Source organism: Pseudoalteromonas sp. NZS37, assembly GCF_015864265.1.
GTDB classification, from domain to species: domain Bacteria; phylum Pseudomonadota; class Gammaproteobacteria; order Enterobacterales; family Alteromonadaceae; genus Pseudoalteromonas; species Pseudoalteromonas arctica.
Genome location: NZ_JADYXL010000010.1, coordinates 18942 through 43908, shown reverse-complemented (window position 1 = coordinate 43908; position 24967 = coordinate 18942). Strand labels below are relative to the sequence as shown.

Here is a 24967-nt window from a genome sequence, read left to right as displayed (position 1 = left end):
TACGTCTTACTAACTTTTATCTAAAATTCCCTTGAATTCGCAACCATTCGACACAAGATTGCAACTACAACGATCCAAACGCCTATATCGCGCGTAAACAGTGACCTTATATGTTAACAACTTAGAATATCTTAGATAGTTTTTATCTTTGCACTAGGGTAGTCGCTTCTATATGATGCGCTCCTTTTCGACTAGCAGCTCTTGGGGAACAATTAATGACTTTTAAGCGTTTATCTGCAAATAAACTAGCACTTAGCTTGGCCGTTACCACTGCACTTAGCACACCTTACTCTACGGCCGTTGCCGCAGAGCAAGACAATCAAGCAGAAAAGAATATCGAAGTAATTTCGGTTACCGGTACTCGCAGAAGCTTACGCAGTATTGCCGAAAGTACGGTACCCGTAGACATTATTACCAGCGGTGATATGCAAAGTACGGGTCAGCTAGAAATAAGCCAAATACTAGCAAACCAAGTACCTAGCTTTAACTACCCAAGTGCCACTATGGGTGATGGTACTGACCATGCAAAACCAGCTGTTTTACGTGGATTAGCACCCGATCACACATTAGTACTTATAAACGGTAAGCGCCGCCATGCCGGTGCGCTATTAAACTTAGCAGGTGTTGTTGGCCGAGGCTCTACAGCTGTTGATTTGAACATGATCCCAACCTCTGCAATTAAACGTGTTGAAGTACTACGTGACGGCGCAGCCGCACAGTACGGTTCTGATGCAATTGCTGGGGTAATTAACATTGTACTTAAAGATGCCTCAGAAGGCGGTAGCGTAAGCGTAACGTACGGTAAATACGATACTCAAATGGCTGGTGTATCTCAGCTAGACAGCACCTATGCAGATGCAAACGGCGACTTAGCCTTTAATACCGGTGGCGACAGAGAAGTAAACGACGGTGCAACACGCACTGTTAGCGCAAACTCTGGTTTTGCGTTATCTGATAACGGTTTTGTAAACGTATCCATTGAGTACCGTGATAACGACTCAACGCAACGCTCAGGCTTTGACCCACGCGAACAATACAGCCGCCTTGATGATGGCAGCCTAGACCCACGTGAATTTACTATCGATCGTTACAATCACCGTTTTGGTAAAGCAGACCTTGAAGATTACGCGTTGTTTTACAACATGGGTTACGATTTAGATAACGGCTTAAACCTTTATTCATTTGGTAGCTACTCAAAGCGTGAAGGTAATTCAGGTGGTTTTTACCGCCGAGCAAAAGACAGCCGTAACGTTTTAGAAGTGTACCCAGATGGCTTTTTGCCGCAAATTGAAACAGACGTACAAGACTACTCATTTGCACTGGGCTTACAAGGCGAAACTAACGACTGGACATGGGATGTAAGTACCAACTACGGCCGCAACGACTTTGGTTTCGGTGTTGTAAATAGTATTAACACATCACTAGGTGCCGACAGCCCAACCGAATTTGACAACGGTGCATTGGTTTACGATCAGTTTTTAGTAAACGCAACGGCCAATACCACACTCGATTTAGGCTTACCTGATGACGTATTTTTTACCGTAGGTACTGAATACCGCCACGAAAGCTACAAAATAGAAGAAGGCGAAGAAGCATCTTACATCACCGCACTTGATAGCGATGGTAACCCAATTGCAGCCGGTGGCGCGCAAGTACTTGCTGGTTTTGGACCAGAAAGTGCGACTGACGAAAGCCGTCATAACATCGCTTTATTTGTTGAGTTTGATACCTACTTAACAGAAAAGTGGAACGTCGTTTTAGCGGGTCGTTATGAAGATTACAGCGACTTTGGCGACACATTTACTTCTAAGCTTGCTTCGCGTTACAGCATTACTGAAAACCTATCGCTTCGTGGTGCAATTAGCACAGGTTTCCGTGCGCCATCTTTAGCGCAAAGCTCGTACCGCCAAATATCAACCGTACTTGAAAACAACCAACCATTTGAAGTTGGTTTATTCCCAACCGATTCTGCAGCAGCGCAAGCGCTAGGTGCACAGCCGTTAGATGCTGAAGAGTCAGTAAACGTTACTGCGGGCTTTATTTACACTCAAGACAGCTTTAGCTTAACTGTTGATGCGTACCGTATTGATATTGATGACCGTATTGTATTGTCTGAAAACTTAGAAGGCGATGCAGTTGTTGAAATACTACAAAATGCCGGTGAGCTAAATACCGAAAGCGTACGTTACTTTACCAACGCTATCGACTCACGCACGCAAGGTGTAGATATAGTTGCCACTTATAACCTAGATTTAGACAACTTAGGTGATTTACGTTTAAACGTAGCAGCTAACTTTAACGATACCGAAGTAACACACGTAAACGACAACCCAGCGCAGCTTAACTCACTAGGTGACGACTACGTAGTGTTTGCACGTCGTGAAGTAGGTCGCTTTGAAGAAGGCACGCCAGATAGCAAATGGAACCTATCAGCAGTGTGGAACTTTAACGAATGGCAAACAACGCTTCGTGCCACACGTTATGGTGAAGTCGCTGATATATCAACTACAGCTGATCGCGATGAATACCTAGACCCTAAATGGATCACCGACCTAGAAGTGGCATACCGTCCAGACGAATATTGGAAATTTGCCGTTGGTGCAAACAACTTGTTCGATCAGTACCCACAAGCCACCGCGGATAACATTGGTTACTCTGACTTTGGCCAAATATTCCCGTACACACCGTATGCGCCTTACGGATTAGACGGACGCTTTTTATACGGTAACATTACTTACAGCTTTTAATTAGTTCCCTAATAAAAGCAGAGCAATTATAAAAGGATGCATCGCGCATCCTTTTATATTAATAATTAGTTATTTTAACCACTTATTAGTATTTCAACTTTCATAAAAAACCACCACCCTATATAAAACAACAGCTTACATTTCGGCCTCATTTTTGCTCTATATTGTTTATATAAATACAAACAATAAATACCAAAGGACTAAACATGAGCTCATCAACACAATTAAGCATTGCAAAACCACTTTCACTTATTGGCGGAATTTTATTATTAAGTGGCTGTGTATTTCATATATCGCCAAGCGTTGCCTCAGTAAAGCAAACTCAACAGCTATCACTGCCAAGCAATAATCTTGAATATTTAAATGTGTTAAGCGGCGCAGGTAGCCTTGAAATAAAAGGCTCAAAAACGGCCACCAGCATTAGTGTTGATGCCACTATTTACACAGCCGACATTGAAGACGAATACGAGCTAACGCTCGAGCAAGACGGTAAACAGGCAAAGCTTGTTGCCCAAAATAAAAGCCGTAATGGTATTAGCTTTTACAGTGGTCAATCTCCAAGTATTAATTTAGTGGTTACTGTGCCAAGTAATCTAAATTTAGATATTGATGATGGCTCTGGCGACATTTTTATAAATGCTATGCAAAGCAATATTAATGTAAAAGACGGCTCGGGGGACTTAACTATAAGCGGTGCTAAAAACCTAACTGTTGACGATGGCTCAGGTGAAGTAAACTTTGAAAACATCGCAGGTAATTTAGAATTAACCGACGGCTCTGGCAGTATTCATATAAACAACGTAAGTGGCAATGCAACTATTGACGATGGCTCAGGTGAAGTAAACTTTGAAAACATCGCAGGTAATTTAGAATTAACCGACGGCTCTGGCAGTATTCATATAAACAACGTAAGTGGCAATGCAACTATTGACGATGGTTCTGGCGAAATGCACGTGAGCAACATAACCGGTTCGCTAAACGTTGAAGATGGATCGGGTGATTTAGTAATAAGCCATATAAGCGGTGCAGTTAATGTTGATGATAACTCTGGCGACATGATCATTGAGCATATTGGCTCAAGCGTAACAATTGAAGACGGTTCGGGTGATATTCGCGTTAATCATGCAAAGGGGCTGACTATTACTGAGTCGGGCTCGGGCGATGTAAGTATCGATAATATTAGCGGTTCAGTAAAAGTAGCTGACTAACAGTATGAGCTAAAAATAACGTATTTTCAGCCACATGAATTATTGTATTTTATAAGAACCTAAGTCATTCTATTTATGCTCAAATACCTTGAGCATAAATAGAATGACTTAGGATAAACGCGTGTTAGAAATTGCTTTAATTTATTTAGCAGCAGCCATAGTAGCTGTCCCTATTGCAAAACGAGTCGGACTTGGCTCTGTGTTAGGTTATTTAATTGCCGGCATACTCATTGGCCCTTATGCGCTGGGTGTTGTGGGCGATCAAACCGATGTAATGCACTTCGCTGAATTTGGCGTAGTAATGATGCTTTTTTTAGTAGGCCTTGAGCTACAACCTTCGCGTTTATGGACATTGCGCCACTCTATTTTAGGGCTTGGCGGCTTACAAGTTGTGTTAACGGCAGCGGCAATTTTTGCGTTTTGTTATTGGTTTTTTGCCATGCATTGGCAAACCGCACTCGCCATTGGTTTAATGCTCGCGCTCTCCTCTACCGCTATTGTGCTGCAAAGCCTTGAAGAAAAAGGCTGGCTAAAGCAAGAAGCCGGACAAAACGCATTTTCGGTATTGCTGTTTCAAGACATCGCCATTATTCCTATTTTAGCTCTATTGCCACTGCTTGCATTTGCCCCGCAAACTAGCACAAAAGAAATCAGCGATTCGATTATTTCGAGCTGGCCGGTATGGCAACAAGTATGTGTATCGGTTGCGGTTATTGCCGCTATTATTGCCGGCGGTAAATATGTATCGGCGCCGTTATTTAGATACATTGCCCAAACACACATGCGCGAAATATTTACTATTTTTGCACTGTTTTTAGTGGTCGCTATTGCGCTAGTTATGCAAAGTATTGGTTTATCGCCAGCTTTGGGGACTTTTTTAGCAGGCGTAGTACTTGCCGAGAGTGAATTTAGACACGAATTAGAAGCCGATATAGAACCCTTTAAAGGCTTACTTTTAGGATTGTTTTTTATAACTGTTGGCGCATCAATTAACTTTGAACTGCTATTTAACGAGTTTAGTACTGTTATAGGCTTAGTGGTTTTACTCATTGTGGTTAAAGCCTGCATTTTATTTGCCCTTGCCGTTACCTTTAAAATTAACAGCAAACAGCAGTTATTATTTGCCTTAGCACTTGCCCAAGGGGGTGAGTTTGCCTTTGTACTTTTAAGCGTAACCACCACCTTAAGTATTTTAACGCCCGAACAAACCAGCCTTGTTACTTTGGTTGTGGCGGTATCAATGCTAATAGCGCCGTTATTACTTATGGTTTATGAGCAAATACAAAAACGCAGCAGCAGTGCTCTGCCCGAGTTTGATAAGCCAGAGCAAATTAGCACCGCTAAGCACGTAATTATTGCGGGCTACGGACGTTTTGGCCAAATTATGGGGCGTTTACTGCACGCGCAAGGCTACGAAATTACCGTACTTGATCACAGCCCTAGCCAAATAGAATTACTACGCCGTTTTGGCAATACTGTATTTTATGGCGATGCAGCACGCCAAGAACTCCTTGAAGCCGCAGGCGCACACACCGCGCAAATGCTAGTAATTGCAATTGATAACCCCGATAAAACTATTGAGATAATTAAGCTCGCGCATAAAAACTACCCGCAGTTAAAAATTGTTGCTCGCGCAATCGACCGCCGCCATGCGTATCAGTTACTTAATTTAAAAGTAGATGCGTTTAACCGCGAAACCGTCGACTCAGCTATTAACCTTGCCGTAGAAGCACTCGAGTTGCTAGGTAACACTAAGCAAGATGCAGAGCGTGCTGGTAAGCTATTTAGAGACCACGACCGCGCTGCAGTGCTGCAACTTGCTGCATTATGGGGCGACGACGCTAGCTACGGCGTAGCCGTGCGCCAACGTATGGAAGATTTAAAGCAAGTGCTGCAACAAGATAAACAAGCACAAGACGATTTAAATACCTGCGACAGCGGCGACTGCGAAGACGGCCTAACAGAGCTAGCTGATAGACCCAAAAAGCCTGATGATGCTCATTTGGAGTAGTATTAGTTAATTATATTTGTGCTGTTAACTGGTGATGGTAGTTCCTCAATAAGATTGAAAATAGTTGATTAAAATTTAGTGACATAGGAGCATAACCAACTATTTTTAATTTTAAAGCTCTTAATATAATTCTAAGCTCCGTTTTTCGTATCTAAAGTTGCTGGTTTTAAAGCTACGGCTTTTTGAGCAAACACAGGAAAGGTAGCACCTAAATATAACGCGGCTAACCATGTAGTTACATTACCGGAACTAGAAGCAAAAGCTGTAATAATCAATGCGCAGATAGGTAGCAATATTAACTTTAAAAAATAAAAGAGCTTACACAACTCAGTTCTTTTTGTTTTTTCAATATTTTGACGTTGTATTAGGTCAACGATAAATGGAAAAAAGCCACCAAATAGTCCAGCTAAGTTAACAAAAGTTGTTTGCGCTATATTAACGCCGAATATAGCAATCTCAGTAGACACGGTTGAGAAAAACCCCCATTACTTTTTCAGATATACCCGCCGTTTTATTATATTTTTTGCGAGTACTGTATAGTCGGTGACCAGCTTTATCAGTTCGATACAATTGAACAACATCATTCGAATGCTTCTCAATTATTGAAATGATTTGGGTTTCAGGTAAACCTGTTTCTTTGGAAATCCCATGTATAGTTCTGTATCTGTAGTTTTTATTCTCAAGAGAATTGAGAATTTTCATGTATAGAGAGCTAGATTGGTTTTTTGCTTTTTTGGAGGCTACTTTCACTATTCGTTCTCCTAGGCTTATAGCAGCTTTATCAGAGGGCTTTTCCTTACTTTTACAAGCGTCCCTATAGTGTGAACTTCTATTAATATCAAAGAATGTAAATTATTGCCAACTATAACGTCATATGAAAGGTGAGTAACTTTGGAAGTAAGAGGAAGGTTACTCAATAAGATTACTTTGTTGGCAATGACTTACATTAAAAAGCCCACTTAATTTCTGCTTATAGTCCATAGCTGCCCGTCAAAGTGTAAACGTCACTCAAAAAAGCAAACAAACTATGAACTACAACATTTAAAAAACTAGTGGTGGTGTCCGCCTTGAATAGCCTCGCCCTGCGGGTTATAAAAGCCAGTTGCGCCGTGCTCAATAAAACCAAGGTTTATCATTTTAGCTAAAAATGGGTCATTTTCGTTATCGCCAATGTCGGCGTAATCGGTAGTTTGAAAGCGATCCCACTGTGCAAATTGAGCACTAATTAATGGCTCATTAGTGTTTACATTATTAAGGCTTAGCAATGTACTTGTTTGGCTTTTTTTATTACTAATACTAAATGTTTTAACTAATTTTGAATGCGTAAAAAAGGCGAGGTTAAAGTCGTTGCCATTTTCGCTCAGTGTATAGTTTTTTACTTCATCACAGCCTTTGCCTTGTGTGCTTACTAAGGTCATTTTTTCGATTAAATGTGTATCCACCAGCTGACTTTTAGCACTCCAGTTTTGTACGCCGCGTACCTCAGATGGTTGGTATTCAATACCGCGTTGCTGGGCGTTAAAGTAACGTATTGGTCGTATTTGATTATTAGCTAAGTGCTGCCAAAGTTCGGTTATTACTTCACTTTGATGCGCTACTTGCTGATTGTTTCGCCAAAGGGTAAGTGACTCGCTACTTTGCTGCGCTTTATGGCTGTTGGTAATTTTATAATCGGCTTTTAAATGCTTGGCATCAATATCACATTGCGAGGCAAAGCTACTTGTACTTACAAGCGTGGCAATTATTAATAACGCTTTTTTCATTTAGCTATCTCTTATTTATATTTCAAGTTTATGGCAATAACATAACGATTATAAATGTCAGTTTAATGACAAAAACCCCGCAAAGTAGGCGGGGTTTTTTATTTAGATATATTTAACTAAATTTATAACTAGCCGGTATTTATTGCGCTAGTTTTTCGTCTGCTGTTTTTACAAAGTCAGCGGCAAAGTCCATTACATGGAATAAAAAGCTTTGCTCGTTTGTGCCTGTTACCAAATGTGCACCTGGTCCCATTGCATAAACGCCAACATCTTCACCGGCATGTGTTTCTGAGCCAAGTGGTACTAACGACTCTTGGTGAAAACCCGGTGTTGTTGTATCAACATCGCTCAAGTCAACACGCCCTGTTACCGGTGCGGCTAAGTAAGATGCATCGGCATTGGTTTCATCGCCTAAATCTCTGTAACCTAAACCATTAGTGTAGCCAACAGTTGTATAAGGCATATCGTCGGCGGCGAGGCTTGGCTCAGTTTCGCCCACGGCAACCACTTTACCTAAAATTGGGTTACCGCGTTTAGGGTAACCGGCAATGGTAAATACATGGCTGTGATCGGCTGTTACAACTATTAAAGTTTCTTCTGGGTTGGTGTTTTCCATCGCCACTTTAACGGCTTTAGCAAGCTCAATAGTGTCGTTTAACGCGTTATAAGCGTTACCCGCATGATGCGCGTGGTCAATTCGACCCGACTCAACCGTTAAGAAAAAACCTTGCTCGTTGTTATCAAGCACGTTTATTGCTTTTTCGGTCATTTGTGAAAGCGAAGGTTCGCCTGCAACATCGTTTGCGCGGTCAGCTTCGTATTGCATGTGGGATTCGTTAAATAAGCCAAACACTTTAGTGGCGTCGTCACTTATTGCATCAAAACCCGTTTGATCCATAACATATGTGCCATTTGGATATTGCGTTTTCCACTCTGCGGTTAAGTCGCGGTTATCGGTTCTATCCCCTTCAACTGCACTTACTGCATCGGCTGAATTAAACGCAGCATCTTTTGGTAAAAAGTGACGACGACCGCCGCCCATTACTACGTCAATACCGTCTACATCAACACCACTAAAGCGTGCTTCTAGGTTGGCTTCAAAGTTAACTAGTTGCGATGCAATATCTTCACACGCGGTTTCTGACTCAGGCATATCGGAGATATCTTCCCAGTTACGCTCTGCCGATTTAGCATACGTTGCAGCTGGGGTTGCGTGAGTAATACGCGCTGTAGAAATAATCCCTGTTGCTTTGCCTGCAATTTCAGCAAGCTCTAACGAGGTAACAAGTTCGTGCCCTTTGCTTGATGCACAATTACCGCGTTCAACCGCTTCATCTATACCTAAAACGCCCGCGTCGGTTTTAACACCCGATGCCATTGCAGTCATAGTTCCTGCCGAATCTGGCGTTTGCGCATCGACGTTGTATGTTTTTACAAAGCCCGAAAAAGGCATAGTTTCAAAGCTTAACTGGTGATCTTCACCCATTTCACCCTCTAACTGACCCGCTAAAATACGTGCTGCGGTTATGGTAGAAATACCCATACCATCGCCAACAAATAAAATAACATTTTTAGCTTTGCCTGATTCAGTAACAATGTTGCTGCTGGCTGTTTGTGCAGCACCTAATTTTGTTTGTGCTTCACTAAACCAAGTATTACTAGTGAGCGAGGCTAACTGCTCGCTTGTTAACGAGGTTGCAGGTGCATTACACACTAAGTTAGTTGAGTTAACTTCATCGCTATCTAGTACATCGTTATTATTGGTATCTGCGCCTACTTGCGTCTCTACACCGCCATTAATACACTGCTCAGAGCCCACTGCAATAGCGTTATCTACTGCGATAATATTGTTTTCATTTTTGTTATCGTCACTCGAGCAACCTGCTAGCGCGACCATTACTGCCAAAGAAAGTACCGTTAATTTGTTCATGTTAGCCGCCATTATTGCTGAGTTAGTTCAAGAGCTTGATTAATTAAATGAAATACAACGTTTTGTTCAATTACGCCTTGTGCTAGCTGAGCACCTGGACCTTTTGCATGTAAAGATATGTCTTCACCTGCGTGTGTTTCTGACCCCATTGGTACAGTTGCTTCTTGGTGAAAACCTGGGGTTGTTGTATCAACGCCATTTAGCTCAACACGCCCTGCTACAGCAGCACTTGTGTAACTTGCATCAGCATCGGTCTCACTGCCTAAATTTCTAAAACCTAAGCCATTTGCGTAACCGACTGTGGTGTACGGCATATCGTCAGCGGCTAAGCTTGGTGTTGTTGCACCTACTGCAACTACTTGACCTAAAATTGGATTACCACGCTTAGGGTAGCCTGCAATAGTAAATACATGGCTGTGATCGGCGGTTACTAAAATAAGGGTTTCTTCTGGATTGGTGTTATCTATCGCTGCTTGCACGGCTTTAGCAAACTCAATGGTGTCGTTAAGCGCATTGTATGCATTACCCGCGTGGTGCGCGTGGTCAATTCGACCCGACTCAACCGTTAAGAAAAATCCGTTATCGTTTTTACCAAGCACTTCTATTGCTTTAGTGGTCATATCGGTAAGCGAAGGCTCGCCCGCTACATCGTTTGCGCGGTCAGCTTCGTACTGCATGTGGGATTCGTTAAATAAGCCAAATACTTTAGTGGCGTCGTCTGCTATTGCATCAAAGCCTGTTTGATCCATCACATACGTGGCATCTGGGTATTGTGTTTGCCACTCAGTCACTAAGTTGCGCTCGTCAGTACGGTCGCCTTCTATAGCGCTTACAGCATCTGTTGAGTTAGCTGTTTCGTCTTTTGGTAAAAAGTGACGACGACCGCCACCCATTACAAAATCAAGACCGTCTACGTCGGTACCTACAAATCGTGCTTCTAGGTTTTTTTCAAAGTTAACCAGTTGCGATGCAATGTCTTCACAGCCACCCGTTACGGCATCTTCTGGCATATCTGATACATCTTCCCAGTTACGGTCAGCCGATTTAGCATACGTTGCAGCAGGAGTTGCATGAGTAATACGTGCTGTAGAAATAATACCGGTAGATAGCCCTTTAATTTCAGCTAATTCGGTCGCGGTAATTAGCTCATTACCTGCTACTGTTGAACACACGCCGCGTTCAATATCTTCGTCTACACCAATAACGCCCACATCGGTTTTTACACCCGAAATAATAGCCGTCATCGTGCCTGCTGAGTCGGGAGTTTGAGCATCTACGTTATACGTTTTAACTTGTGCAGAGTACGGGAACTCTTCAAAACTTAAATAACCTTCTTCGCCAGATTGATTATTACGCTGCCCTTGTAAAATGCGCGCGGCGGTAAGTGTAGAAATACCCATGCCATCGCCAACAAATAAAATGACGTTTTTAGCTTTAGTGGCTTGTGTAGCCTGCGCTTGTGCTGTTTTTGTTGTTAGTTTAGTTTGCGCAGCGCTATACCAGCTGCTGTCTTTTTGGCTTTGCGGTAGTACATCAGCATGGCTAACTGCGCTAAACGCAAATGTTAGCGCGATTGCCGCAGCGACTTTTTTAATTTTCATCCGTAATTCCCATTGTTTAGTGGTTATTTTTTGAAATGTGTAAACACAAAAAAGATCAACCGCTGCACTATAGAAAACAGATGTGACTGATAAAGGTAATTTTGATGAAAGTAAGATGACTAAACTATTACAAAAATAAGTCACAAAAAAAGCGCAACGTGTTAAACGTTGCGCTTTTAAGGGAAATTATTGAGGGAGTTATTTAAATATTAAAAACGTGCTTTAAACGATACCCCAAAGTAGCGCTCTGCATCGCGCGGTATTTGGTAACGGAAGTTATCGCCACTGTAGGTAGTTACGTAGCTTTCGTCGGTTAAGTTTTTAGCAATAAGCGATACCCTAAACGCGTCATCTTTAAACGACAAACCCACACTTGCATTTAAAATACCGTAATCTGGTAATAAAGCAGCTGGATTGAATTCGCCTACGTTGTCTGGTAGGTCTGAGTATTGCTCATCGGTGTAAATGTATGAGCTGTTTATGTGTACGTTAAAACCATGGTCGGTTTCAATAAAGTAATCAGCCGTTAGTGAGTATTTAAGATCTGGCGAAAATGGTACATCTAAACCTGAGCGGTCAGTACACGAACCCGCAGCTACTTCTGCCGGACAATTAAACTCGTCAATTTCGGCTTTAATGTAAGCAACACCACCGGTAAGCGTTAGCGACTCTGTTGCAGCCCACATAAAGTCAACTTCAACACCTTGTGTACTTACATCGCCCGCATTGGTTAAGCGGGTAATACAGGTGCCGTCTGAACAGTCAAAGTTGTTAGCTTGAAAGCCTTCAATTTCGGTTCTGAAAAGAGCCATGTTAAATACAAATTCGCGGCTTGCGTATTTGTAGCCTATTTCATAAGCGTCTGACTCTTCAGGTGCTATTTCGCGGCTGTCGTTGTCAGGGTTAAAGTTATAATAAATATTAAAACCTGGGCCTTTGTAACCTTGCGAGTAAGTACCGTATACCATTTGGCCATCGCCTAAATCGTATTGCATACCTAGACGACCCGATACGTTGGTTTCTTCGGCTTTGCCTTCATCATCTGTATTAAGTGTTGCTGGGCGCACGCCTACACCGGTGCGGCCATATACATCATTACTTACACGGCGATGCGTGTAAGACACTTCATCGTCGGTGTAACGAATACCAAATAAAACGCGTAAATCTTCAGATAAATCGTAGGTACCATCGGCAAAGGCTGCCCAGTTATTAAATTCTGTACTCATAAAAGCAGTGGCCGATACAATATCGTTTGCGTTACAGCTAACGCCTAGGCCTTGTGTGTAACCTTCTAAATCAGCAAGTGCTGTATCAAGCTCAGCGCCCGATAAGTTATTTTGCGCGTAAAAAGCCATTGCGCTATCAAGCTGACCACCATTATTTTGGCAACTTGCATCGCGAGTAAAGTTACGTTGTGAATCCATGTTCCAATAAAATAAGCCGGCAACATAATTAAATGGCCCAGCTAGGTTTGATGTAACTCTAAACTCTTGTGAAAACTGATCCCATTGCTGTGCACCAATATCATGTAACTGAAACGGCGCGCCAAATACCGGCTCACTGCTGTCGCCAGCAATAGAGGTAAAGTCGCCTTCGCGGTATTCTGTGTTATCCCATGAACGCTGTGCAGTAATTGAAGTATACGTATAGTCGCCAATTGTTTTATCAACTTGCACCGAAAATGCGCTATGTTCGTCAATTGTGCGCGACTCGTAGTCATGGTCAACTTTGCGCTGGTCTAGGTCAATATCGGCTACACCATCCACAATGCCGTTACTGTTTGGCGCTGCTTTTGAATCAGGATTACGACCACTTGGCAGGGCTTCTAAATCGGCACAACAGTCGTCATCTGCGTTATAAAACTCAGCTATAAACTTTACGCTTAAGTCGTCCTCTGGCTCGTATTTAAATACAGCACGTGCACCTTCGCGGTCATAACCGTTTACTTTTTCGTTGTTATAAACGTTATCAATGTAACCGTCAAACTTGCCTTTAAATACCGTTAAGCTAGCGGCTAAATCGTCGGTTAAACCGCCGCTTATAACACCTTTAAAACGGTATTCGTTATCTTGATAAAACGAGGTTTCTACGCTGCCGGTTGTGTCGTACGACGGATCTTTAGTGGTAATATTTACCACACCTGCTGAGGCGTTTTTGCCAAATAACGTACCTTGTGGCCCGCGTAATACTTCAATGCGGTCTACGTCGTATAAATCGGCAAATGCTTGACCCGAGCGGCCAAGTACCACGCCATCAACAACAGTTGCCACACTTGGTTCGGCAGCAATACTAAATGAAATAGTACCAATACCACGCACTGTTAGCGCTGAGTTACGTGTTGTGGTGCCTTTTCTAAAGCTAACCGAAGGAACAAGTGACTGTAAGCCTTCCATGTTATTAGCAAAAGCTGAATTAATTTGATCGCTATTAAGTACCGATACCGCAACAGGTACTTCGTTTAAACTTTGCGTTCTTTTTTGTGAAGTAACGACTATTTTTTCAAATGTATCGTTTTTAGCTGTTTCTGTTTTTTGTTGTTCTTGTTCGGTTTGCTCTTGCTGTGCTTGTACCTGCGCGCTAAGCGCTAAACCGGTTGTCATTGCTAACGTGACTGCCAAGCTTAAGACGGACTTTTTAGCTCTCATGTCATTCTCCATATTGTGCGTGTGCTGTGTGGTACCGCGCTAGCAATTGTGTGAGTTGCTAAAAAGCGGTGTCAGTGTGTGTGATACTTTCCTTAAAGCTCTTATATCTTATATAAGAGCTTTAAATTTAAACAAACCATCTTACTAATGCAAACATTATGTGAATTAAATGTGATTTAAGTTTGGTGTATAGAATATGGCAGCACGTTATGCGGCGTTTTTAGCCCCAATACGCGCTAAGCTATTTTCGTAACGAACCTGCCAACGACGTACACTCCACCAGCTAAGCACTAAAACAGTAGACCAAACAGCAACTAAACTTGGTACAAAGTACACACTGGTTCCACCCACTAATCCGAGCGGCGAAAACAATATATACAAGCTAACAATCAAGCCTACTAATACAATTGCACAAGGTAATGCGTATTTCCAAGGATTAAGGTCTACCTCAGCTTTGCGTGTAAATTGCCATGGTGTTTTAAGTGGTTTGTAGTAACCAATACCCAGCATTATTGCCAATTCAATTATGAACAAAATGGCGTAAATATGAATAAAGTTAATGTCTACATCCCATACAAATTTAAGCAAGGTGTAGGCAATAATATGGAATATAATCGCGACTTTAGCGCCCAGTGCAGGCACTTTTCGAGTAAATAAACCAACCAATACAATTGTGATGACCGGAATGTTGTAGAAACCTGTAAACACACGAATAATGTGCCATAAACCTTCAGGCGCAAACATCAATAATGGCGCAGTTATAAACGACAATATGGCAATAACAATACTGGTAATTTTGGCTACTTTTATAAGTTGGCTGTCTGTTACTTTATTTTTTTTCATTGGCTTATAAACGTCTAAGCAAAATAAGGTCGCCGCGCTATTGAGCAATGAATTAAATGAGCTAAATACAGCACCTAGCAATACGGCCAAAAAGAAGCCAGATAAATACTGTGGAAGTACTTCTTTTACCAAATGTGGGTAAGCTAAATCGATAGTTGGCAGGCTTTCGTGTTTATAAAGATGGTAAGCAATAACGCCTGGGATCATCATCATAAACGGTACTAGCACTTTAAAGTACCCTGAAAACAACACCCCTTTTTGACCTTCAACTAAGTTTTTAGCGCCCAATGTACGCTGGATCACATACTGATTAGTGCCCCAATAAAACAAATTAGCTAAGATCATCCCTGTAAAAATAGTGCCAAATGGCACGGGATCATCGCTACTACCAATAGCATTGAGCTTTTCTGTGTCGGTGTTTACTAGGGTGCTTAACCCTTCTGAAAAACTACCATCACCCAATGCAATTAAGCCCAGTGTTGGCACTAAAATACCAATAATTAATAACCCAACACCGTTAATAGTATCTGATACCGCAACCGCCTTTAAACCACCAAATACAGCATAAATAGCCCCAACTGAACCCACTGTAATAATGGTCACAATTAGGCTTGCTTGGTAGCTCATATTTAATAAGGTGGGTACATCAAAAAGTCTAAGTACGGCAATTGATCCTGAGTACAAAACAGAAGGGATCGTTATAAAACAATACCCTACCATAAATAAGATCACCGTCATGCGTCGTACGGTATCGTCAAAACGATCCCGTAAAAATTCAGGTAAGGTAGAAAACGCGCCCGCTAAATAACGAGGCAAAAAGATCAACGCCATAATAATGGTTGAGATCCCTGCGGTTACTTCCCACGCCATTGAGCTTAGGTTGTAACCATAAGCTGAGCCATTAAGGCCAATTAGTTGCTCGGCCGATAAGTTAGTGAGGATCATCGACCCTGCTATAAATGTACCTGTTAACCCACGACCCGCTAAAAAGTAGCCATCTTGGGTGTTAACTTCCCCTTTGGTTTTTTGGTACGAGATATATCCCACCAGCGCCATAAACGCCAAGCACGATAGCAGTGTCATGGTAATGTTCATACCTTCCATCTTGCGCCCCTTTTAGCTTACTTTACTCGGTAAAAAGTAAGCTAATATCTTTATTATTGTGTGTTGTATGTGTGTTGTGTGTGTTTTTTATTAAGCCGAGTTTTATTTAGGCCATGCTGTTAATTGGCTCATGTCTTGTTCTGTGTGTTGAACCTCTGGGCCAAGCATTAGGCTGTCGCCTTCGCGTACAAATACTGCCATTTCTTCAAGTGCGAGTGTGTGCTCGTAGTACTTACTCCCTTCGTAAACTTGTTTATCGGGGAAGCGAATCCAATTGCCTTGCGGTAAATAAAACTTAACTTTACCATTTGGTACTACACACGGCACAACCAGTAATTTTTCACCGCACATAAATTGCTGATCAAAACTATGTGCCAGTACATCATCAGGAAATGCCAATACCATGGCACGCTGAATCGGCAAGCCTGTTTGCTGCGCTTGCTCTGCACATGTTTGTAAGTACGGAATTAACTGGTAGCGTAATTTAAGTGCTGCAAATACCGCATCACTTGCTTGCTCGGTGTAAGACCACGGTTCGCGAGGACCAATACCGTGTAAGCGCATATGTGCGCTAAATACCGACGCTTGTGCCCAGCGCACGTAAAGTTCTGCGTCGCGGGTGTCTTTGTAAAAACCACCAATGTCAGTTGCAAAAAATGGCCCACCCGACATACCCCACGCTAAACTGCCACGAATGCTTGCCGCTAAACCCTGCCAATCGGCTTGCGGGTCGCCGCCCCACTGTGCAGGAAAACGTTGGCTGCCCGTCCATGCTGAACGGCTAAACAAAAATGGCCCAGTTTTACAGTATTTTTCGGCGGCCTCAAAAACGCAGCGGTTGTACAACATGCTGTAAACGTTGTGCAGCCTAATACCGCTATCACCACTGTGAGATATCATATTGTCGTCTTCTAGCTGCTCGCCAAAATCCGCTTTTATCATATCTACGCCAAGCTCAAACAAAGGCTTATGCGATTCGAGCCAATATTCGTAAGCATCAGGGTGCGTAAAATCTAAAATACCCGATTCTGGCAGCGGCGTAAGTACTTCGCCAAATGGGCTTAAATCCCACTCGTACTGATACGCTTTGCCTGTGCGTTTGTCTTTTATTAGCCAACCGTTTTCGGCCGCTTTAGCAAATAATGGGTTATTTACCGAGATCATCGGGTATTCCCACACACAAATTTTAAAATCCATCGCTTTTAATTCATCAAGCACAGGTTTTGGGTCGGCGTAGCGTGTTGGGTCCCATTCAAATGCAAAACGGGTGTCGGTGTCTTGCCATGCACGGCCATCAAGAGTAATTACGTCGCACGGCATATTTTTAGCGCGTACTTCGCGGGCAACACTGAGTAATTCGTCAGCATCTTTGTAATACGCTTTTGATAAAATAACACCAAAGCTCCACTGCGGTGGTACCGGTGCAAAACCTGTTAGCTCGCAGTAACGGTTGATGCTTTGGGCAGGTGTTTGTTCTTGATATAAAAATACATCTAGCGCGTCATCTTCAACTAAACATACATATGCACGTTGCGACCAAAGTGCATAACCTACGCCATGAGTTACCGGTGCGGGTGTATGTACAAACAAATTCCAGCCTTCTGGGCTCCAAGCATACGGGGTATTTTTATAAGACTTTTCGGCGTTAACACCTAGCGCATCGTGGTTGTATGAACGAATAAGTTGGCCGCGTTTATCAAGCTTGCCCCATTTTTCGCCAAGACCATACACGGCTTCGTCGTAGTTAAGCTCTAGGCTTAATATCCAGCCGTTATCTGTTTTAGCTAGTGGCGGTAAACGGTGCTGGCGTACAAAGTGACCATCAGTTGCTGATTGCTGTACTAGCTCATCGTTTTTATAAAGTTTGAAATGAAAAGGGTCGCTGTAAAATTCTAGGCGGTATTCGCCACCACTTACGCTGTAATCATTATTGTTTTTGCTAAGTGTGAGGGGGTATTCTGATGGGGTTTTGGTTAATATTTTAAATTGCTCGTCATGCGTGGTGCCTGCATTTAAACGTAAACCAAACTGGCTTATCGTTACGCTAATATCACCAAACTGAGTGGGCAAAACCAGCACATTACCTTGCAACTTTGGCTGTGCGGTTAAGCGTGCTGGCTCTATTGCGTTCCAGTCTGGCTCACGTAATTCAAATGCATTCATGGGAGTTCCTTAACCAATTATTAGTCTTGTATAAGACACAAGTTAAATAATTGTAATCCCCATGTCAACGTAAATAAACTCAAGATGAATTATTTACATCGCGATTTTTAAAATATACCCGGCGCCGATGTTGCCACCAGCGATACACCACTTAGGCCAAGCAATGCAATTGCTATAATACGTACCCATTTAGCGTCAACGTAGGGCGTTAATTTACGAGCAAAATGCGTAACTAGCAACACTAAAGGAATAGCCGCTGCAATTAAAAACATAATGTCGAGCCCAGGTAAAGTACCAAATAAAGCGATACCTACACGTACTAGTCCACCAATAGTAAATACCGCTAATAACGTACTGCGAATAGCTTCAATGGACCAACTTTGCTTATAACATTGAAACACAAGCGGCGGCCCTGAGGTTGAAAACAACCCACCAAGTAACCCACTTACTCCACCGGCTATTAAAAATGAACGAGGACGACTTTGTTTATTTGTACGCTCACGGCCAATCAGCATTAAAGCGCAGCAAAGCAAAATACTTACACCTAAAGCAAAGTTTAAATAGTGTGTTAAATGCGACGACATATATTCAAGTAGCACAAAACCTAACAGCATTAGCGGAATACCGGTATACAACATAAGTTTTAGCTCGGGTACTTTTACCGAACTGCGGTTTTTAACGACCACGGTTGTTGAATTAACTAACCCCAGCAAACTCACTAAAAATGTAGTTGCCGTGAGTGGCAATACATCAAGCAACGTAAAGCTTGCAACCACCAGCAACCCAAAGCCAAACCCGCTAAGAGTTTGCATTACAGTGGCAAGGCTTAGGCACAGCGCCATAAGCAAAATGAGTTCAAAAGAAATACTGAGCACTTTTAATTTCCTAAGGGTGAGCTATTGTAGTGTAACGATTTGTTTTTAGGCATAATGTATATTTTGCGCCTATTAAACATTACAGCAGTAGTTCACGTTTAATTGAGCTAGCGCAAATATGCGTAAAAGGTTTCACCTATGCTATAACTACAGGTGGATTAAATTTAATGGTAAATAATAATGAGTAACTCTATGTTTGATCACAAATTAAGTGGCCCAAGCTTGGCTTTTCAACCACTTTACTTACAAGTGGCTGATTATATTAAACAGCTCATTGTTGAAAGACGCTGGGTACCTGGCGAAGCACTACCAAGCGAATTTCGCCTTGCTGAAGAATTTAACGTAAGCCAAGGTACAGTTCGTAAAGCACTAAACTTATTAACCGACAATAAAATAGTAACTCGTCGCCAGGGCGTTGGTACGTTTGTATCGCAACATACTGCGCAAGATGCCTTATTCAGGTTTTTTCCGTTACAAGCAGACGGTAAAGGTGCCGACTTGCCAAAGGCTGAACTGCTATCGGTTGAGCTTTGTGCAGCGCCAGTTGAAGTAATAGAAGCGTTACAACTCAATAAAAAAGACAAAGTTACCAAGCTTGTTCGTAGGCGTATTCTTGATAACGAATTTTGCATGAGCGAAACTATATACCTACCACAAAGCTACTTTCCTGATATACATCAAAGTAGTGATATTCCGCATACATTGTACCATTACTATCAGACCAAATTTAACCAAACTGTACACAAAACCCAAGACAGTATTAAAGCCGTACTTGCTACAATGGATGATGCCAAAATGCTTGCTATAAAAGCTGGCGATCCACTGCTGTTGGTATCACGCATTACCGAATCAATCGAAGGTAAACGTATTGAATATCGCCAAAGCAAATGCCGTAGCGATCATTACCACTATCAAATTGAACTTGATTAATTAAAAGCGTGTTTAGTGCTAAAAACCCACTTTAGCGCATAATAATTAAATATTTTTTAAAGGCAGCAAACGCTGCCTTTTTGCTGCCTGTAGGTTTTTTAACTGAACCATTTACTGCTTTGCTGTTAACACAGTATTGACACTGTTTGATTCGTATAATAACTTATGTCTTATACAAGACCTAAGTCATTATGCATTTTTAACAGGAATTCCCAATGAGTTCATTAAATAATATCCCTCCAGTAGGGTTCGGTTTATGGAAAGTCGCGCAAGAAGATTGTGCACAAACGGTATACCAAGCCATTAAGGCAGGTTACCGCCATCTTGATTGCGCATCAGACTACGGTAACGAAGAACAAGTAGGCGATGGCATCGCCCAAGCAATAAACGATGGCTTATGTACCCGTGAAGAATTATGGGTAACATCAAAACTGTGGAATACCTTTCATGCACCAGAGCATGTTGGCCTCGCGATTGATAAAACACTGAGTGATTTAAAGCTAGATTACCTAGACTTATACCTAATTCATTTTCCGATTGCGCAAACATTTGTGCCAATAGAAACCCGCTATCCACCAGAGTGGTTTGTTGACCCTACGGCGCAAAACCCACAAATGGAGCTTGCAAAAGTACCACTGTATTTAACGTGGCAAGCAATGGAAGAACAAGTACACAGCAACAAAGCAAAACGCATTGGGGTATGTAATTACTCAAGCGCACTGCTTCACGATTTAATGACCTACGCAAATATCAAACCCGCTATGTTGCAAATTGAGTCGCACCCTTATTTAACGCAAGAGCGATTAGTAAGACTCGCAAAGCAGTACGATATTCCGGTTACTGCGTTTTCACCACTGGGTGCGCTTTCATACCTTGAGCTAGAAATGGCTGATAAAACTGAATCAGTTCTTGAGCAAAGCGTTGTTAAAGCGGCCGCACACAATCATGGCAAAACGCCAGCACAAGTAGTTCTTCGCTGGGGCGTGCAACGCGGCACTGCCATTATTCCTAAAACCTCAAAACTTGAACGCATGAAAGAAAACCTCACACTGTTTGATTTTGAATTAACAGAGCAAGAAATGGCGCAAATTTCTGCGCTTAACAGTAATCGCCGATTCAACGACCCTGGGCACTTTTGTGAAGCTGCCTTTAACCGTTTTCACCCAATTTACGATTAGGAACATACAATGTCAGCTACCGAAATTAACTACGCCTCAGTGCCAACTCAATTAACATTCGATGATTCGGTTTTTCCGTGCATTGTTGTTAATAACAATAACGCCAGCACCGTTGAAGAAGCGGTAGCTTTCATTCGCGCAAATAAAAGTGAATTGGCTACAAAACTTCGCAGCTCAGGTGCTGTGTTGTTTCGTGGCTTTCCTATTAATAGCGCCGAAACCTTTGATACTTTTTCAGCTGGGTTTGATTATGACAATTTTACTTATAAAGAGTCACTGTCTAACGCGGTACGTATTAATTTTACCGAACGTGTATTTACAGCTAACGAAGCGCCAAAAGATGTAGAAATATACTTACATCACGAAATGGCGCAAACGCCTATTTCGCCAAGTAAATTATTCTTCTTTTGTAAATCGGCCGCAGAAGAAGGCGGTGCAACACCTCTTTGCCGATCAGATAAGTTATTTAGTGCATTAAAAGAATACGACAGCAAGCTTGCCCATGACTTTGAACACAAAGGCCTAAAATATACCACCTATATGCCAGCCGCTGACGACGCAACATCAGGCCAAGGCCGAAGCTGGAAAAGTACGCTAAGTGTAGAAACCAAAGACGAAGCACATAATAAATTAACCGAACTTGGTTACCAGTGGGAATGGCTTGAAGACGGCTCACTAAAAGCCGTTACACCGGTACTGCCTGCGGTAGTAACTCTTGAAAACAACGTACAGGTTTTTTATAACCAACTGATTGCCGCTTACATGGGCTGGAAAGGCGTACGCGAAAACCCATCGGTTGCTATTACCTTTGGCGATGGCAGTGCCATTCCTAAAGCTGGACTTGATAAAATTGTTGAGCTTTCAAAAGTATTTACCTTTGATCTTGCATGGCAAGATGGCGATGTAGCCTTAGTTGATAACGAAATGGCTATGCATGGTCGTCGCCCTTTTACAGGTGAACGTAAGCGCCAAGTGTTAGTAGCACTTACCGCAGCTAAAGCGTAATGCAGCGCTTAAGTAGTAAATTAAGCTGTAAAATATCACCTTTATGGCAAGGCGCCAGCATTGCTGCAATGACTGGCCTTGCCGCTTTATTCTTGAGTGAGCATTACGGCGCGCCAGCCATGCTGTTTGCTTTGTTACTGGGTACGGCAGTCTCATTTTTGTATCAAAGCGATAGCCCTTGCGCCAAAGGTATCGACTTTACTGGTACCACGGTTTTGCGCGTCGGTATAGTACTGCTAGGCACACGCATAGCACTGGGAGATTTAGTAACACTGGGTTGGCAAACAGCACTTATGTTAGCGGGCGCCATATTTACCACTATTATTTTAGGCGTAGTAATAGCGCGCGCATTTGGCTTACAAAAACGCTTTGGTGCACTAACAGGTGGCTCGGTTGCTATTTGTGGAGCGTCTGCTGCGCTGGCTATCTCGTCTATTATGCCAAACAGCGAACATAAAGAGCGCGACACCTTATTAACCGTTATTGGCGTAACAGCTATGTCGACCCTTGCTATGATCCTCTACCCTATTGTGGTTAATTATCTTGAGTTTGACGCCCATAATGCAGGCGTATTTTTAGGTGGCACAATACATGATGTAGCCCAGGTAGTGGGTGCAGGTTATTCGGTATCACCAGAGACAGGCGATATAGCAACTCTAACTAAACTTGTACGTGTTGCCATGCTACTACCTGTTGTACTTATTATGATGGTCGTTATTAATCGCTCAAACAAAGAAAAACACGGAGAATTACCTAAAGTACCTGGTTTTTTAATTGGCTTTGTAATACTCATGATAATAAATAGCTGCTTTTCACTTCCTACAATAGTACTTGAAACCGCTAACGAACTTTCGCAGTTCTTTTTAATTGCGGCTATTTCAGCCATAGGAATGAAAACTAATTTAGGAAAGCTTACCGAAGTAGGTATGAAACCCATTATTTTAATTGTGGCTGAAACACTTTGGATTGCATTATTAATACTTGGATTTGTAATTTGGAGCTAATGAATCAAGTTATTTAAGGTATATATCAAAAAATCAGTAGGTAATTAGGTCATGTTTTAACCACTTAAAACTTGCATTTTACCTACTCTAGAATCGCGTGCTAATACAAACATAAAGCATTGATTAAATTAAAATTAACTTAAATTCAGACGCAAAAAAGATCACCTAAATCATGACTGGTTAGTTAAAAAACAAACAAACTAATAAAGCACTTACTCTAAAATAAATTTACAATAGGGCTTGGTATATAGCTCAATTTACTGTTATCCTGCTTGGCATCGGGTTGACAGAAAACCCTATTTATTTGTAAGTACCACGTTGTTTTAGTAATAATCCTTCGCGTTATCCTCAGTTAAATGTATGTTTTCTTCCTGTTAAATTGCCTAATTTAAGGCGCACTTTTATTAATTCTTAGGATACTATTATGTCTAATACTACAACTGGTACAGTTAAATTTTTCAACGAAGCAAAAGGTTTTGGTTTCATCGAGCAAGAATCTGGTCCTGATGTTTTCGCACATTTCAGCGCAATCTCTGGCGACGGTTTCAAAACTCTAGCTGAAGGCCAACGTGTACAGTTTACTGTTACTCAAGGTCAAAAAGGTCCACAAGCTGAAAACATCGTTAGCATCTAATTGCTTTCGTTAAAATGGGTTAGCAATAACCCATTTTGAATACTAGTTTGAAAGAAGTTTTGTTTTATTTGTTAGTACCCCGTTGTTTTAGTAATAATCCTACGCGATATCCTCAAGTTAACTATTTTTTCCGGCTCAATCGCCTCTTTTCAGGCACACTTATATTAATTTTTTAGGATACATATTATGTCTACTACAACTACTGGTTCAGTAAAATGGTTTAACGAAGCAAAAGGTTTTGGTTTTATCGAGCAAGAATCTGGCGCAGACGTGTTCGCACATTTTAGCGCAATCTCTGGCGACGGTTTTAAAACTTTAGCTGAAGGCCAACGTGTACAGTTTACTGTTACTCAAGGTCAAAAAGGCCCACAAGCCGAGAACATTGTTAGCATCTAATTGCTACACAATTTAATGGGTTAGTAATAACCCATTTTGAATACTAGTTTGAAAGAAGTTTTGTTTTATTTGTTAGTACCCCGTTGTTTTAGTAATAATCCTACGCGATATCCTCAAGTTAACTATTTTTTCCGGCTCAATCGCCTCTTTTCAGGCACACTTATATTAATTTTTTAGGATACATATTATGTCTACTACAACTACTGGTTCAGTAAAATGGTTTAACGAAGCAAAAGGTTTTGGTTTTATCGAGCAAGAATCTGGCGCTGACGTGTTCGCACATTTTAGCGCAATCTCTGGCGACGGTTTTAAAACTTTAGCTGAAGGCCAACGTGTGCAGTTTACTGTTACTCAAGGTCAAAAAGGCCCACAAGCCGAGAACATTGTTAGCATCTAATTGCTAAACAATTTAGTGGGTTAGAGATAACCCATTAATATATTTACCTTTATAATTATTTAGTCGAATATCTTCAAAACCTCCTCTGTAAATATTTTCCAAGCGCAATCTCATTTGTATACACAACTCATTAATTAGTACATTTTTAAACACATTTACTACTATCTCTCTTGAGCGAAAGCTTTGTATTGCCTACAATAGCGCATACTTCATTCAATATAGAATATGACCATGAACGACACTACCGCAAAACCTGCTTTACCAGATCGCCTTTCTATTAATCCACGTAGCCCACATCATGTGGAAGAAGTTTTTGAACACGATATTGGTATCACGTTCAACGGCAAAGAGCGTTTTGATGTTGAAGAATACTGCATCAGCGAAGGTTGGATAAAGTTTGCATCTCCAAAAGGCCTTGATCGTCGCGGACAACCACTTTTACTTACAAGAAAAGGCACTGTTGAAGCCTTTTATAAGTAGGCTAATACTACTTACTAAAAAAGCGACACCATATTGGGTAGTCGCTTTTTTTG

Annotated in this window: 20 protein-coding genes; 11 read left to right on the top strand and 9 right to left on the bottom strand. The window is 41.8% G+C overall.

Annotated elements, in window-relative coordinates; all coding sequences use genetic code 11:
• Window positions 1–215: 215 nt before the first annotated feature.
• The 3 genes from I6F47_RS16725 to I6F47_RS16715 all read left to right on the top strand — a co-directional run bounded on the left by I6F47_RS16725 (window position 216) and on the right by I6F47_RS16715 (window position 5966).
• The gene (locus I6F47_RS16725) at window positions 216–2747 is read left to right on the top strand and encodes a TonB-dependent receptor plug domain-containing protein (protein WP_197184227.1); all 2532 of its coding nucleotides are present in this window, start codon (window positions 216–218) and stop codon (window positions 2745–2747) included.
• A gap of 206 nt (window positions 2748–2953) precedes the next feature.
• Complete coding sequence (locus tag I6F47_RS16720) at window positions 2954–3955, top strand: hypothetical protein (protein WP_197184226.1); 1002 nt, start codon at window positions 2954–2956, stop codon at window positions 3953–3955.
• Window positions 3956–4076: 121 nt separating this feature from the next.
• Complete coding sequence (locus tag I6F47_RS16715) at window positions 4077–5966, top strand: monovalent cation:proton antiporter-2 (CPA2) family protein (RefSeq protein ID WP_197184225.1); 1890 nt, start codon at window positions 4077–4079, stop codon at window positions 5964–5966.
• 131 nt (window positions 5967–6097) lie between these two features.
• Here the strand turns inward: I6F47_RS16715 and I6F47_RS16710 are convergent, their stop codons facing one another.
• The 9 genes from I6F47_RS16710 to I6F47_RS16670 all read right to left on the bottom strand — a co-directional run bounded on the left by I6F47_RS16710 (window position 6098) and on the right by I6F47_RS16670 (window position 18890).
• The gene (locus I6F47_RS16710) at window positions 6098–6433 is read right to left on the bottom strand and encodes a hypothetical protein (protein WP_197184224.1); all 336 of its coding nucleotides are present in this window, start codon (window positions 6431–6433) and stop codon (window positions 6098–6100) included.
• A complete protein-coding gene (locus I6F47_RS16705) occupies window positions 6423–6716 on the bottom strand; it encodes a hypothetical protein (RefSeq protein ID WP_197184223.1) in 294 nt (97 codons plus the stop codon). Before I6F47_RS16705 ends, I6F47_RS16710 begins: the two co-directional genes overlap by 11 nt.
• A 299-nt stretch (window positions 6717–7015) precedes the next feature.
• Window positions 7016–7729, bottom strand: coding sequence for a hypothetical protein (locus I6F47_RS16700; RefSeq protein WP_197184222.1), 714 nt, complete (start codon window positions 7727–7729; stop codon window positions 7016–7018).
• A 139-nt stretch (window positions 7730–7868) separates the two neighbouring features.
• On the bottom strand, window positions 7869–9659 hold the full coding sequence (locus tag I6F47_RS16695) for an alkaline phosphatase (protein WP_197184221.1): 1791 nt from the start codon (window positions 9657–9659) through the stop codon (window positions 7869–7871).
• An 11-nt stretch (window positions 9660–9670) separates the two neighbouring features.
• Window positions 9671–11260: an alkaline phosphatase gene (locus I6F47_RS16690; protein ID WP_197184220.1), complete on the bottom strand. Its 1590-nt coding sequence runs from the start codon at window positions 11258–11260 to the stop codon at window positions 9671–9673.
• A gap of 209 nt (window positions 11261–11469) precedes the next feature.
• Complete coding sequence (locus tag I6F47_RS16685; protein WP_197184219.1) at window positions 11470–13905, bottom strand: TonB-dependent receptor; 2436 nt, start codon at window positions 13903–13905, stop codon at window positions 11470–11472.
• Between the two features lie 207 nt (window positions 13906–14112).
• Complete coding sequence (locus tag I6F47_RS16680; RefSeq protein ID WP_180961364.1) at window positions 14113–15852, bottom strand: solute:sodium symporter family transporter; 1740 nt, start codon at window positions 15850–15852, stop codon at window positions 14113–14115.
• A 102-nt stretch (window positions 15853–15954) separates the two neighbouring features.
• Window positions 15955–18015, bottom strand: coding sequence for a glycoside hydrolase family 31 protein (locus I6F47_RS16675; protein WP_197184218.1), 2061 nt, complete (start codon window positions 18013–18015; stop codon window positions 15955–15957).
• Window positions 18016–18122: 107 nt separating this feature from the next.
• Window positions 18123–18890, bottom strand: a complete 768-nt coding sequence (locus tag I6F47_RS16670) for a sulfite exporter TauE/SafE family protein (protein ID WP_331458561.1) — start codon at window positions 18888–18890, stop codon at window positions 18123–18125.
• A gap of 180 nt (window positions 18891–19070) precedes the next feature.
• Between I6F47_RS16670 and I6F47_RS16665 the strand changes: the two genes are divergently transcribed.
• The 8 genes from I6F47_RS16665 to I6F47_RS16630 all read left to right on the top strand — a co-directional run bounded on the left by I6F47_RS16665 (window position 19071) and on the right by I6F47_RS16630 (window position 24914).
• Window positions 19071–19820: a GntR family transcriptional regulator gene (locus I6F47_RS16665; protein WP_024589596.1), complete on the top strand. Its 750-nt coding sequence runs from the start codon at window positions 19071–19073 to the stop codon at window positions 19818–19820.
• A gap of 215 nt (window positions 19821–20035) precedes the next feature.
• Entirely contained in the window at window positions 20036–20998 is a 963-nt protein-coding gene (locus tag I6F47_RS16660; RefSeq protein ID WP_197184217.1) for an aldo/keto reductase, read from the top strand.
• Window positions 20999–21007: 9 nt separating this feature from the next.
• Window positions 21008–22003: a TauD/TfdA family dioxygenase gene (locus tag I6F47_RS16655; RefSeq protein ID WP_197184216.1), complete on the top strand. Its 996-nt coding sequence runs from the start codon at window positions 21008–21010 to the stop codon at window positions 22001–22003.
• Window positions 22003–23007 carry a YeiH family protein gene (locus I6F47_RS16650; RefSeq protein ID WP_197184215.1) on the top strand — a complete coding sequence of 335 codons (1005 nt, stop codon included), beginning with the start codon at window positions 22003–22005 and terminating at the stop codon, window positions 23005–23007. The genes I6F47_RS16655 and I6F47_RS16650 overlap by 1 nt, the downstream gene beginning before the upstream one ends.
• A gap of 424 nt (window positions 23008–23431) precedes the next feature.
• Window positions 23432–23641 carry a cold-shock protein gene (locus I6F47_RS16645; protein ID WP_006792548.1) on the top strand — a complete coding sequence of 70 codons (210 nt, stop codon included), beginning with the start codon at window positions 23432–23434 and terminating at the stop codon, window positions 23639–23641.
• A gap of 186 nt (window positions 23642–23827) precedes the next feature.
• Complete coding sequence (locus I6F47_RS16640; protein WP_010554515.1) at window positions 23828–24037, top strand: cold-shock protein; 210 nt, start codon at window positions 23828–23830, stop codon at window positions 24035–24037.
• Window positions 24038–24224: 187 nt separating this feature from the next.
• Complete coding sequence (locus tag I6F47_RS16635) at window positions 24225–24434, top strand: cold-shock protein (RefSeq protein WP_010554515.1); 210 nt, start codon at window positions 24225–24227, stop codon at window positions 24432–24434.
• Between the two features lie 231 nt (window positions 24435–24665).
• Window positions 24666–24914: a DUF3297 family protein gene (locus tag I6F47_RS16630; protein ID WP_002963088.1), complete on the top strand. Its 249-nt coding sequence runs from the start codon at window positions 24666–24668 to the stop codon at window positions 24912–24914.
• Window positions 24915–24967 lie beyond the last annotated feature (53 nt).

What these genes read in the sequence shown, in the direction of transcription:
- I6F47_RS16725 (WP_197184227.1), top strand. Translation starts at nt 216, where the DNA reads ATGACTTTTAAGCGTTTATCTGCAAATAAACTAGCACTTAGCTTGGCC.
- I6F47_RS16720 (WP_197184226.1), top strand. Translation starts at nt 2,954, where the DNA reads ATGAGCTCATCAACACAATTAAGCATTGCAAAACCACTTTCACTTATT.
- I6F47_RS16700 (WP_197184222.1), bottom strand. Translation starts at nt 7,729, where the DNA reads ATGAAAAAAGCGTTATTAATAATTGCCACGCTTGTAAGTACAAGTAGC.
- I6F47_RS16695 (WP_197184221.1), bottom strand. Translation starts at nt 9,659, where the DNA reads ATGAACAAATTAACGGTACTTTCTTTGGCAGTAATGGTCGCGCTAGCA.
- I6F47_RS16690 (WP_197184220.1), bottom strand. Translation starts at nt 11,260, where the DNA reads ATGAAAATTAAAAAAGTCGCTGCGGCAATCGCGCTAACATTTGCGTTT.
- I6F47_RS16685 (WP_197184219.1), bottom strand. Translation starts at nt 13,905, where the DNA reads ATGAGAGCTAAAAAGTCCGTCTTAAGCTTGGCAGTCACGTTAGCAATG.
- I6F47_RS16680 (WP_180961364.1), bottom strand. Translation starts at nt 15,852, where the DNA reads ATGGAAGGTATGAACATTACCATGACACTGCTATCGTGCTTGGCGTTT.
- I6F47_RS16675 (WP_197184218.1), bottom strand. Translation starts at nt 18,015, where the DNA reads ATGAATGCATTTGAATTACGTGAGCCAGACTGGAACGCAATAGAGCCA.
- I6F47_RS16665 (WP_024589596.1), top strand. Translation starts at nt 19,071, where the DNA reads ATGAGTAACTCTATGTTTGATCACAAATTAAGTGGCCCAAGCTTGGCT.
- I6F47_RS16660 (WP_197184217.1), top strand. Translation starts at nt 20,036, where the DNA reads ATGAGTTCATTAAATAATATCCCTCCAGTAGGGTTCGGTTTATGGAAA.
- I6F47_RS16655 (WP_197184216.1), top strand. Translation starts at nt 21,008, where the DNA reads ATGTCAGCTACCGAAATTAACTACGCCTCAGTGCCAACTCAATTAACA.
- I6F47_RS16650 (WP_197184215.1), top strand. Translation starts at nt 22,003, where the DNA reads ATGCAGCGCTTAAGTAGTAAATTAAGCTGTAAAATATCACCTTTATGG.
- I6F47_RS16645 (WP_006792548.1), top strand. Translation starts at nt 23,432, where the DNA reads ATGTCTAATACTACAACTGGTACAGTTAAATTTTTCAACGAAGCAAAA.
- I6F47_RS16640 (WP_010554515.1), top strand. Translation starts at nt 23,828, where the DNA reads ATGTCTACTACAACTACTGGTTCAGTAAAATGGTTTAACGAAGCAAAA.
- I6F47_RS16635 (WP_010554515.1), top strand. Translation starts at nt 24,225, where the DNA reads ATGTCTACTACAACTACTGGTTCAGTAAAATGGTTTAACGAAGCAAAA.
- I6F47_RS16630 (WP_002963088.1), top strand. Translation starts at nt 24,666, where the DNA reads ATGAACGACACTACCGCAAAACCTGCTTTACCAGATCGCCTTTCTATT.